General features: G+C 48.0%; 8 protein-coding genes. 3 read left to right on the forward strand and 5 right to left on the reverse strand.

Annotation, left to right across the window (positions count from 1 at the left end; genetic code table 11):
• Nucleotides 1–20: 20 nt before the first annotated feature.
• Nucleotides 21–1,760 carry a tetratricopeptide repeat protein gene (locus AYK67_RS09390; protein ID WP_068085528.1) on the reverse strand — a complete coding sequence of 580 codons (1,740 nt, stop codon included), beginning with the start codon at nt 1,758–1,760 and terminating at the stop codon, nt 21–23.
• Between the two features lie 590 nt (nt 1,761–2,350).
• Between AYK67_RS09390 and ppdK the strand changes: the two genes are divergently transcribed.
• Nucleotides 2,351–5,029 carry a pyruvate, phosphate dikinase gene (gene ppdK, locus AYK67_RS09400; protein ID WP_068085531.1) on the forward strand — a complete coding sequence of 893 codons (2,679 nt, stop codon included), beginning with the start codon at nt 2,351–2,353 and terminating at the stop codon, nt 5,027–5,029.
• Nucleotides 5,030–5,110: 81 nt separating this feature from the next.
• Here ppdK and AYK67_RS09405 read toward each other — a convergent pair whose 3' ends face one another.
• Nucleotides 5,111–6,118 carry a polyprenyl synthetase family protein gene (locus AYK67_RS09405; protein WP_068086405.1) on the reverse strand — a complete coding sequence of 336 codons (1,008 nt, stop codon included), beginning with the start codon at nt 6,116–6,118 and terminating at the stop codon, nt 5,111–5,113.
• Between the two features lie 65 nt (nt 6,119–6,183).
• Here AYK67_RS09405 and AYK67_RS16910 point away from each other — a divergent pair, with 65 nt between their 5' ends.
• Together AYK67_RS16910 and AYK67_RS09415 are read left to right on the forward strand one after the other, a co-directional pair.
• Entirely contained in the window at nt 6,184–6,546 is a 363-nt protein-coding gene (locus AYK67_RS16910; protein ID WP_082735733.1) for a putative signal transducing protein, read from the forward strand.
• Entirely contained in the window at nt 6,546–7,364 is an 819-nt protein-coding gene (locus AYK67_RS09415) for a tRNA1(Val) (adenine(37)-N6)-methyltransferase (RefSeq protein ID WP_068085533.1), read from the forward strand. The genes AYK67_RS16910 and AYK67_RS09415 overlap by 1 nt, the downstream gene beginning before the upstream one ends.
• Before the next feature lie 23 nt (nt 7,365–7,387).
• Here AYK67_RS09415 and AYK67_RS09420 read toward each other — a convergent pair whose 3' ends face one another.
• From AYK67_RS09420 to AYK67_RS09430, 3 genes are all read right to left on the reverse strand, one after another.
• Nucleotides 7,388–10,636, reverse strand: a complete 3,249-nt coding sequence (locus AYK67_RS09420) for an autotransporter family protein (RefSeq protein WP_068085539.1) — start codon at nt 10,634–10,636, stop codon at nt 7,388–7,390.
• A 77-nt stretch (nt 10,637–10,713) separates the two neighbouring features.
• Complete coding sequence (locus AYK67_RS09425; RefSeq protein ID WP_068085542.1) at nt 10,714–11,229, reverse strand: lysozyme inhibitor LprI family protein; 516 nt, start codon at nt 11,227–11,229, stop codon at nt 10,714–10,716.
• 184 nt (nt 11,230–11,413) lie between these two features.
• Entirely contained in the window at nt 11,414–12,514 is a 1,101-nt protein-coding gene (locus AYK67_RS09430; RefSeq protein WP_068085546.1) for a branched-chain amino acid ABC transporter substrate-binding protein, read from the reverse strand.
• Between the last annotated feature and the right edge of the window lie 64 nt (nt 12,515–12,578).

A 12,578-nucleotide genomic window follows, 5' to 3' on the forward strand; every position in this document is an offset into this window, starting at 1 on the left:
TTAAGCCTTTGGCAAATACCTTAGTCACCCACAGCCGCAGACTCTTGAGTGGTATCCGCACTCAAACCATTTTTGATCTTGCCCAAAATACGCTTCAAGTCTTCCGGCTCAGGGTCCAAATCACGGGCATGGTTCCATTTAAATCCGGCATCCAGACGCCGCCCAAGCTTCCAGTAGGCATCGCCAAGATGCTCGTTAATCAGCGGATCATGCGGCCGCAACGCAACAGCACGCTCCAGCTCTTTCACCGCCTCATCATATCTACCCAGCCGGTAATAAACCCACCCCAAACTATCAACAATGTAACCATCAGTTGGCCGCAAGCGCACCGCTTTTTTAATCATCTTCAATGCTTCATCAAAGCGCATCCCGCGGTCGACCAAAGAGTATCCAAGATAGTTCAACACCATTGGTTGGTCTGGTTGAATTTCGAGTGCATTCCTAAAGTCGTTTTCGGCCAGATCCCATTTATCTTGGCGCTCGCGTGTAATACCGCGAAAATACAGCAAAACCCAGTTCTGCTCTTTTTGCTCTGCAACAAGTTTGAGCCCTTCACTATACGCAGCCTCTGCCTCTGCGAATTTAGAATGTGAGCGCAGCACATTACCAAGCGATGTATAAGCCTCCACATCATCCGGCTTTTCTTTAATCAATGCCTCAAGTTTGCTTTTCGACTTTTCAAGTTCATCTATCACATTTAAATGCAGCGCTTCTTGAATTTCAGCATCACGTTTCATGGGCGAACTTGGGCTCACCTTCGACAGATAATCAATTGAGCGTTCATAGTTTCCCATTTGCTCATAAAGTGCTGCAAGCGCAATGTTCGCTTCATCAAAATGCGGTTCAAGATAAACCGATAATTGCAAGAATGCCGCCGAAAGCTCTTCACCATCACGGCTAATAGCTGCACCCAGCCCGTATAAAGCTTCGCTCACGCCCGCATCAATGCTGCCAACCATGGGCTTTTGCATGGCTCCACTAACAATATGTGCCCTTAACGAGATGATGCTGGGATGATCCGGGACATGCTTTTCGAACTTATCGAGTATTTCAAGTGATTTTTTCTGCTGACCATTTGCTGCCAGTGCCTTAACATAGGCACTCATGGAACGTAGCGCACCAGGATCAGCCTCATAGGCTTTTGCATAGTGGGGAAGCGCTTTTTCACTCTCCCCTGCATGTTCCAGCATCAAGGCGATATTGTAATCGGTAAACAGCTCAAACCAAGTCGGGCCTTTAAGCTCTTGCAGGACCTTAACGCCTGCATCAACATTACCATTACCCGCATAGGCCCATGCTTTGAGCAAGGCAAAAGTCATGCGGGCGAGAGGGTTGGTACTTACCTCATCTTCCATGCCGATAACAGCATTGTACTGCCGCGCGTGTACATCGTGAACAGCCTGAACAAACCCGGCAAGAAAGTGCTCAGGATCAGATTCGAGCAGTTTCTTGCCTAGCTCTAGGCATTTATCAATTTGCCCATCAGCCAGATACATTGTAAACGCACGATCTTGAAGATAGAAATTATCGGGATCAAGCGCCAAGGCTTTTGAGAAGTAGCGGCCGGCATTTTTAAAATCCTGCTCGATCAAAGCAGTTCGCGCTGCTAAATAATAACCCGACAAGCTCTCCGAGTGTGTTTGGTCACTATTTGATGCAAAGCTCCCGACCACGGACGACGATAGTGCCACAAAAAACGCAACAACACGGCCCGTTTTCTTAGCCAATGCTGCAACATGAGGGAGACGAGGATTACGCATCAATACTTACTTCTCTTTGGTTAGGTCACTTAATCAGTAATGACAATAAATTAGCGCTTCTTACATCACAGTGGAAGTAGAGCCATACATACCAGAATCAAGTTAAGTCCATCTTAGCCTAAGTGCTTCCTTTGGAGCTGAACTGTAGCAGACATTTCAACGACAACAAGCCGGCCAATGCAAGCATAATAAGGTGTTGCGTTTTACAAAAGTTTATTACAGCACATTTCCGAAGAAAAACCCTTAATATTTTGTGCAGCTAACATAGGTATATGGCCTTATTGCGGCATCATTCACCTATTAAAATTTCTAAGCCAATGGAAACTACCAGTAATTTGTTTTGGAAACCGAAAATAAATTCGCCACTCCCGATTGGACATAGCAACATACTACAGAAAAACAAACTTTCTAACATGATAAATTTGCAAAGCATTGTCATAATAAACTTAAGGTTATACGCAATATCCCCAAAGGCGTGTTGCAAAATGCTTGCTATATTTACAAATATATCATGCAAATCATTTTGCGCTCTATTAGTTTTCTGAAGAGGTGGCCATTCCGGTCATCCGTAATTTCATATGGGGGGTGTCATGACCAAATGGGTCTACATCTTTGGTGAAGGTGTCACTGATGGCGATGCGAGTATGCGTAATCTGCTTGGCGGCAAAGGCGCAAACCTTGCCGAAATGGCACGATTAGGCTTACCTGTACCACCCGGCTTTACAATTACTACTGAAGTTTGCACGCAGTATTATAAAGGCGGCGAAAGCTATCCGAGTGAACTTGATGCGCAAATAAATGCAGCACTTGAAACCGTAGGCAAGCTCACAGGCCGCACATTCGGTGATCCAGCCAACCCACTTCTGCTTTCTGTGCGTTCAGGCGCCCGCGTCTCCATGCCCGGCATGATGGATACCGTGCTAAACCTTGGCCTCAACGACACTACCGTTGCAGCCCTTGCCAAGGAATCGAATGACGAACGCTTCGCCTACGACAGCTACCGCCGTTTCATTCAGATGTATTCTGATGTGGTGCTCAATGTCGATGGCGACTACTTTGAGGAAATAATCGAGGATTATAAAGACGAGCACGATCTGGTGCTTGATACTGATCTCTCCGCTGAGGACTGGAAAAAGGTCGTTGTGCTGTTTAAAGCCAAAACCGAAGAAGAACTCGGCAAACCCTTCCCCGATGACCCCCGCGAACAGCTTTGGGGCGCAATAGGGGCTGTTTTCGGTTCTTGGATGCTACCACGCGCCCAAACCTATCGCCGTTTGCATGATTTGCCTTCCGATTGGGGCACAGCAGTGAACGTACAAGCCATGGTCTTTGGCAATATGGGCGATGATTCTGCCACCGGTGTTGCTTTCTCCCGCAACCCTTCCAACGGTGAAAACGCCCTGTACGGTGAATACCTCATCAACGCTCAGGGTGAAGACGTTGTCGCCGGTATCCGCACTCCGCAAGATATTACCGAAGCTGCACGCATCGCCGCCGGATCCGACAAGCCTTCACTAGAAGCAACCATGCCTCAAATGTACCAACAATTTGCCGAGGCCTGCAAAAAGCTGGAAACCCATTACCGCGATATGCAAGACATGGAATTCACCATTGAACGCGGTAAATTATGGATGCTGCAAACCAGAAACGGCAAACGGACACTGAAAGCAGCACTCAAAATCGCCGTTGATATGGCGGATGAGGGCGTCATCAGCAAGGAAGAAGCTGTCAAACGCATTGACCCAACATCGCTTGACCAGCTTCTCCACCCGACCATTGATCCTGACGCCGAAATCGACGAACTCGCCACAGGTTTGCCTGCCTCACCAGGTGCGGCCAGCGGTGCAATCGTCTTCAATTCCGACGAAGCGGAGGCCGAAAAAGCCGACGGCAAAGCGGTTGTTCTTTGCCGGGTGGAAACTTCACCCGAAGACATTCACGGCATGCATGCGGCAGAAGGTATCCTCACCTCGCGCGGTGGTATGACAAGCCACGCCGCAGTGGTTGCCCGCGGTATGGGCAAACCATGTGTGGCCGGTGCCGGCACAATCCGCATGGATATGCGCAATGAAGTGATGGTTGCCGATGGCCGCACTTTTAAAAAGGGCGATATCATCACCATTGACGGTGGTAGCGGGCAGGTGATTGCCGGTCAGGTAAAAATGCGTCAACCCGAACTTTCTGGCGATTTTAAAAAGCTCATGCAATGGGCCGACAATATTCGCCGCCTGCGGGTACGTACCAACGCCGAAACGCCAACCGATGTGAAGGTCGCTCTTTCCTTTGGAGCTGAAGGTATTGGCCTGTGCCGCACCGAACATATGTTCTTCGATGGCGATCGGATTACCAGCGTACGCGAGATGATCCTTGCCGACACATTGCAAGAACGACGCGCCGCACTGGATAAACTACTGCCTATGCAGCGCGGTGATTTCATCGAAATCTTCGAGCTGATGGATGACCTACCCGTCACCATTCGCTTGCTTGACCCGCCACTGCACGAGTTCCTGCCCAAAACGGATGCGGAAATTGCCGAGGTTGCCAAGCACATGGGCGTTGACGCCGAGGACTTGAAAGAACGCGCCGAAGAGCTACACGAATTCAACCCTATGCTCGGTAATCGCGGCTGTCGTCTGCTCATTTCCTATCCGGAAGTGGCCGAAATGCAAGCTCGTGCCATTTTCGAGGCAGCGGCAGAAGTTTCCAAATCTCGCAGCGTTCAAGTGAAACCCGAGGTCATGGTACCACTGGTTGGCTTGAAAGCCGAGCTGGACGAAGTCAAGCAGCGTATTGAAGCTATGGCTGAAGCGGTTGAAGCAGAAAAAGGCATCAAGCTGGACTACTCAATCGGTACCATGATCGAGTTGCCACGCGCAGCCCTGCAATCTGAAGAAATCGCCAAATCTGCCGAGTTCTTCTCCTTCGGCACCAACGATCTCACCCAAACCACCTTTGGTATTTCCAGAGATGACGCGGGTTCTTTCCTTGGCAAGTATCAGGAAAAAGGCTTGATCGAAAAAGATCCGTTCATCACGCTGGATAGTGACGGTGTTGGTGAATTGATCAAACATGCTGCCGAGCATGGCCGCAAAACCCGTCCGAATATTAAACTTGGCATCTGCGGTGAGCATGGTGGTGATCCGGCTTCTATCGCTTTCTGCGAAGAAACCGGCCTCGATTATGTGAGCTGCTCACCGTTCCGTGTGCCAGTTGCCCGCTTAGCTGCAGCACAAGCAGTGTTGAAAGGTGCTGATACCGGTACGCTTTAACACATGTGGCAAACATAAACTTAAAAAACAAAGGGGCCGCAGCACCAGCTGCGGCCCCTTTCATATTCTATTTGGAAAAAACTAGCTCACCCGTGAAATGCAATAGTCCACGCATGAAACCAGCGCATCTTTCACAGCGCCATCGGGCAAGTCACTCAAAGCTTGCTTGGCAGAAGCACCAAACGCTTTGGCGCGCTCGATAGTATCTGCCAGTGAACCAGTTGCTTTCAAAAGCGCAATGGCATGTTCCAGATCACCTTCACGCACATCGCCTTCTTCAAGGCAGCGCTTCCAGAATACCAAATCTTCCGGTGTGCCGCGCTCCATGGCATAAACCACCGGCAAGGTAATTTTTCCCTCGCGCAAATCATCACCAATATCTTTGCCAAGGTCCTGAGCGGAGCCACCGTAATCAAGCGCATCATCAACCAGCTGGAATGCCAGTCCCAAATCCATACCGAACTTACGACAGGCCGCACGTACTGCATCGCTTTCGCCGGCGATTTCGGGAGAAACCTCAGAAGCTGCAGCAAATAGAGCGGCTGTTTTCGCTTCAATCACCTGCATATACTGCGCTTCTTGAGTGCTGGTGTCTTGTGCCGCCGCCAATTGCAACACTTCGCCTTCGGCAATAATGGCAGATGCTTCGGAAAGAATGCGCAGCGCTTCCAGCGACCCCACTTCCACCATCATCTTAAAAGACTGACCCAGCAGATAGTCACCCACCAGCACGCTTGCCTGATTGCCCCACAACATACGCGCAGCCTCTTTACCACGCCGCATATCGCTTTCATCAACCACATCATCATGCAGGAGTGTTGCCGTATGCATAAACTCCACACAGGCTGCCAGTGTCACATGGCCATCGCCCGTATACTTAAACATTTGCGCAAAGGCTAAGGTCAACATCGGCCGCAAGCGCTTGCCACCGGAATCGATCAGGTGATGGGCAATTTCCGGGATCAGTTCCACATTGGAACCTGCCATAGACAAGATCAACTCGTTCACCCGTTCCATGTCCGCGCTCACCAGCGCGACCAAAGGCTTAATACTGGCTGTCGCCTGTTGTGCAGATTGTGCTTCTGGCATGCCCACGTGCAACTCTCCTGTGAATTTTCTGGGACAATAAAAGTGCGCGATAACAAGGGCAAGGCTTGAAAATCACAATTACTCATATTTCTAAAATACACACAGCAAAAAGCTGGATTATGCGTATGCCCAGCGATGCGGCTATACTAAATTTACAGAGCTGGAACTATCACTCCCGCAGCAACAAACCAGAAAGCATTATGATGGAAGAGCTTTTACGCACCCATGATCCCGTTATAATTAGTAAGGTTGTTTTCCTTTTGGAAGAAAACAACATCAGCTATTTGCTGAGTGACCAGAACATGAACAGTCTATATGCTGGCATCCCTATGATCTACCAGCGCATTATGGTAGATGCCGAGCAACTTGAAACTGCACGCAGCATATTGCGCCAAGAGCAGCTTGGCGATGAACTAAGCGAAAAATGATGTCAAACAACCCGATAACTGCCACAACAAAACCGGCACTCGCAAGAACTCTAGAGACCACAAAAGACAAGTTTTTAGGTGGCCACGTGCTGGTTGAGCAACCCAAACGTGGCTATCACCGCGCGGGTATTGACGCTGTTTTACTTGCCGCAGCCCTGCCAGAATGCTGCAAAGGACATGTGATGGATTTGGGAGCAGGAGTTGGCACCGCCGGCTTTTGTGCAGCTTGGCGCCTGCCGGAAATCACAGTTACATCCGTTGAAATTGATCCATTTACCGCTGCATTAGCCAAAGGCGCACTTGATTTTCCCGAGAACGCCAGTTTCGCAAGTCGTGTGAAACTACTGCAGACTGACCTCACCGCCAAAGGAACCCAGCGCCATGCAACCGGCCTACACCCCAACCAGGCCGACCATATCATTATGAACCCGCCCTACTATGCCAAGGGCAAGTTTCGTGAAACCGATAAGCAGGCCCGCCATACCGCCCATGTACTGGACGAACGCGGGATGGAACCATGGATTAAAACCGCCAAAGACCTGATTAAAGACGCCGGGACACTAACAATTATCTTTCGAGCTGATGGATTGCAGCAAATTCTTGAGCCCATGACTGGCCGCTTTGGTGGCATAAAAATAAAACCAATCCACCCGACAGAAGACGCAAATGCCAATCTGATTATCATTCAAGCAGTATCTGCGAGCAAAGCCCCTCTGCAAATACTGCCCCCTCTAGTGCTACACGAAGCCAGCAAAAACAATTACTGCTCTCAAACAGAAAGCATACTACGCAAAGGTACTAGACTTAAGCTAAACTAACGGACCTTTTCATTATGCCCCAATCAAAACAGATGAGAAGCTTGTACAAAAAAGCGGTTACTAGCACGGCGGGTCCCATAGTCCCCTTCATAACCAATCCTTAGCTGGGTTGAAGCCTCAACCACATATGCAACAGAGGCATCCAGTTTGAATGAATAGTTTTCCGTTTCTTCATCACTGGCATTTTGCACACCTATACTATTGGTCGTTTTTTGACTAACCGTGCGCCCCACAACTCTTTGCCGTATTGCCCCACTCAAATCTGCAGTAAGTGCAAACTCTTCCCGCGTCACAAGTTCAGCTTCAACATTAACGCCACCAATAATATCTAAAACTCCTTGGGAGCGATGGGCAAAGTAGGCATCAAACTCCGAATTGCTGCTGGATCGGTGATAGTGATCTTGAATGATTTGCCGGAAGCTTCCACTCACTTGTGGTGTCACCTTAAATTGCCGCCACTCAAAATCATAGGAGACAGCACCCAATGCTGACAGTGTATTAACGCCAAAGTCCGCCCTGTAAGTTTCTTCAAAACTCAAACCGGTACGCCCATTCAATGAAACGTCTTGATAGGCATATTCAAAACTACCCGTAACGAGCCAACTATTAATATCGTGCAATAAATATGCGCCACCATAAAACGTATCACTATTTTCTTCACTGCCACGACAAGTCGTCATGCGCGCATCTACATCGCTTCTATTGTACCCCCAAAACACCCCCAAGCGCGTATCTGGTTGCACCTGTTTGTCACCCCCTCCCATTACCGACCAGTTATGACTTTCGTATCCGGCAAGGTTTGTCCCCCCATCTGCTTGAATAAACTGGCCGGATACATCGCCCCAGACACCATAGTTGTTACCTTTAAAGAGATGCTTCTCTTGCGTTTCAATCAAGCTCTTAACAGCCCATTGACGACCACGTGTCACCGCATCATGGTTGTTGAGTGAATAACAATTCTCAGGGTTAAACCGCGTAGTTATTGCAACACCCCCTCCATTGCCGCCATCACCCCCGTTACCACCATCGCCCCCGTTGCCGCCATCATCCGAGTTGTCACCAAAAATCACCAGCCGCTCGAAAGAAAAAGCCGGATTGGGTGCAGTCATAGACCCAAAAGCACCGGTACCCGACGCTCCCTCGGCAAGCCCAAATATATAGTAGGTATCCGCAAGCGAAAAATCCGCACCTTCCGTCAAAACTAAACTCGCACCAGCACTTACCGTTGCGCTATTGCCAACCTGAAATGGAGCCTCCTCCACGCTATCGTTATTGGAACCCAAAGCCACGTTCACCGTCCCACCGGTCAAGTTCACTTGGTCGGCTTCAATACTGCCATTCGCGTTGAGACTACCGCTACTCATCGTCAGCTGGCCATTACCGTTTTCTTGCAAACGCACCAGCCCTCCTTGCGGCACATTCAGCTCACCACCAGTTATGCTCACAGATGGCGCAGTGTCCAAATCACCATCTTGCAATGTCCCGCCTACGTTAAATGTACCGCCGCTCAGTTCCAGATCAGATAGTGCCATTTGGCGGCCGCTATCTAACTGGATAGTCCCAGCAGTTTGTTGCAAGACTGTAGCAAGTGATTGATCATTCAAGGGACGCCAAGTTCCTGCATTATCAAATCGAATACGATCAAATCCACCGGCATTCATTGCAGAAAGATTGCGATTAGATGTCACCCCGTTTGGCACATCAAAACTCAAGTTGCAGGTTAAGTTACTGCGATTATTAAAAACAAACCCACCAGACGTGAAATCGAAACTATCAAAAATCGTAACATTTACAGTACCACTCCCAGATGAAGGGCCAGTGAGGTTTATAGAATTACTGGAACTATTATCAAACGAGGCATTAACCGTGTTCCCATTGTCAGGTGCTAAAGAAAAAGAGCTTGCAGATACTGGCGAAAGCCCTGTACCACCAGAATTCAAAGTAAAAGAACCATCAGTCACACGGAAGTCGCCCCCTGTTTGACTAAAACTTTGTGTGGTGAAACCGGCACTCGCCTCAACAGTACCACCCGATTGCGAATAAGTGGGCATATCGGTTGCGCCGTTGACCTCCCAAGTTCCAGATCCTGCAATATTAATTGTATCGAAATTGATTATTGAGCCACGCAAAAAATCACCAGCGGCCATATTCAAATTGGCTATAGCGAGTAAATCAGGTGCCAGCGCGGCATCAACTTCCAAATCTCCAGTAACACGACTACCTGCATTTAAGTTTACAGTAACACGACTGCTCCCAGGTGTACTGTCGTCGACCTCTCCCTCGATAAAAAAAGCGCGTCCACTGCCGGCTGTAATTGTGCCGCTATTAGTTACTGTCATACGAAAATTATCAGAAATTAGCGTACCAGATGTAGCCAAATCGATATAAATAGCATCTGTTGCACCAGTAATACTCCCCGAATTTATAAGACTGGCAACAGAGTCGTCACTAAATGAAACTTCATAGAATAAAGCTCTAGCACCACTAGAGGTAATATTCCCAGTGTTCTCAATGGAAAAAACACCATTATCAAAGCTAAGTAAATCATTATTAATTGCATCTGCAACAGATGTAATACTACCGGAATTGTTTACTGTAAAATTTACACCATCACCTCGCGAATTTAATCGCATTCCATACGCGGTATTACCAGACGTATTAATAGTACCAGCATTATTCACCATAGCACTACTATTATCTTCAACGTCAAAAACCCATATACCATGGGAGCTATCGCCTAGCGTGGTAATAGTAGCCCCATTGGCAATATCAACCTCAAGCAGACTATCTTCATCAACCTCAATCAATAGCCCGTAGCTATTCGCACGGTTAGTTGTTATAGAAGCCGCCGCTCCCATATCAAAATCCATATGAGAAAAATCACGAAGTCCACGTTCCATTCTAACGGCACTCTGGCTGCTCCCAGTAATCCCCGGATCCGTTCCCGTGGCGATGGAGCCTTGTAGATTAACAAAGTACTTAATCAAGTTACCGGCGGTACCATCACCAGTGTCACCTTCCAGCTCAATCCCGTTACCACTCGCTCCATCAACGGTGATCGATATACCCGGGTCAATAATAACATTGACCTCCTCACCGGGATTAAGCAGGAAGTCTTGCAAAAAAATGCCATTCTCTAAAACTGTATTCGTGAAAATATTGGCCACCGGTTGCGTGGTACCGGCAGTTGTTATTTCAATGACACCTTGCGCACAAACAGACCCTGTAAGCATGATGTAGATTGAAGTTACTTTGAGTATATTTTGATACATAAAACAGACCCTAGCTAAATATATGTATCAAGATAAACATTTTTAAAACAAAATAATCCTACAGTTATAATGTACTGCTATTTCATACTCCTATTTTTAAGTAGTTCTTGCACGACCAAACTTCTAATAGCTGTCATCTTATTAATACAAAGCGCTTCTGCCAACGCACCTTGCTTTTCAAAGTTGTTAAGTTGGCCACGAATACGACAATTTAAGAGCATTGCCTCCAACCAAGCAGCCTGTGCTTCTTTTACTTGCAAACCAAGATCTTTGGTTTGCAGCAAGATTAACTGCTCTAATTGTGTATCCAGCCTTTCACGCCACAGGGCTTGCTCTTTGCTAACACAGCGTTTGAGGGCTTTCTCATTCGGGCTGGTCACCCCACTGTTACAATGTGAGTAAACTTTACCAATACAGCCTACCATTTGCGAGAGAATAAGATTTTCTTGCTCAACACAATCCGTCATCAACTGGCGCTCTTCTTGGCTTGGCTGCAAAAAAGCGCTTTCTTGCGCATAGCTATTACCAAGCAAGCCAGCACTAAAAATCAAGCAAATTAAAAGTGAGTTCACTATGCTTTTTATGTATCCCATTACTGCTCCACGATTCAAAATCAATCACGAAGACTGGCCTAAGCAGCAAACACGTCAAACTCATGACCCGGCAAGCATCAAGGCCCCAAACAGGTAGCAACCTATAATTACAAATAAAATGCGGTAAAAAAATCACTTCAAAATATAAAAACCCCCCAGCCAAGCTGGGGGATTTAAAAGCAGCCTAACGGTAATCGTAGGCACCATCTTTCCACTCATACCAAACATAACCTGGCAGAGACACGTCGCCCTTATCATCAAATGATAACTCGCCCAACACAGTGTTGAACTTACCGGCATCAAGTGCAGCAACAACAGGCCCAAAATCGGTAGACTTTGCAGTCTCAGCAGCCTTCGCCCAAGCCTGAATAGCTGCATAAGTATAAAGCGCGTAACCTTCAGCGGTTTTACCTGCTGCAATCAACTCGTCAACTACAGGCTTTGCCTCTGGATTTTTCCGTGGATCCGGCGAAAATGTCATCCAGGTGCCATTACCCGACGGGCCAGTGATAGACCAATACTCATCGGTCACCAGAGCATCACCAGAAAGCAAAAGGGTATCCATACCCTGATCTACCATCTGACGTTTAATCAAACCCGCTTCGGTGTGATAACCGCCCACATAAAGCACATCAATTTTGGCCTCTTTCAGCTTGGAAACCAAAGCTGTGTAGTCTTTTTCACCGGCAGTATAAGCCTCATAAAGTATTTCTTTTTTGCCAAGGTCGTTCATCACCGCTTTGGTGGCATCAGCCAAGCCTTTACCATAGGCTGTCTTGTCCTGAATAATGGCAATGTTCTTATCGCCAAATTCTTTGGCAAGTGTGGTACCGGCAACCTTACCTTGCTGGTCATCGCGGCCGCATACGCGGTAAGTACCAGGCCCTGGACGCTCATCGGTGTATTTCGGGTTGGTGGATGCCGGGGTAATTTGAATGATACCCTCTTCCGCATAAACCTGTGAGGCTGGAATGGACGAACCGGAACAGAAGTGACCTGCAACAAACACCACGTCTTTACCAACAAACTGGTTGGCAACTGCCACCGCCTGTTTCGGATCACAAGCATCGTCGCCCACTTCCAAAACCAGCTTCTCGCCATTCACCCCGCCAGCGGCATTAATATCTTCCACGGCTTGCTCGGCACCGGCACGCATTTGCTGTCCAAAAGAAGCATACTGACCGGTCATCGGTCCGGCAGTTGCAATAACAATATCCGCAAAAGCAGCGCTAGAGGCCCCCATAGCCGCAACACATGCAACACTTGCAAGCAAAAACTTCTTCATGCTCTTCCCCTTTGGTATTCTAGGATTTAGTTTTTCAAACAAACGACAACACAAAACCTCGTAT

It is taken from the genome of Polycladidibacter stylochi, assembly GCF_001562055.1.
In the GTDB taxonomy this organism is placed as follows: Bacteria; Pseudomonadota; Alphaproteobacteria; order Rhizobiales; family Stappiaceae; genus Pseudovibrio; species Pseudovibrio stylochi.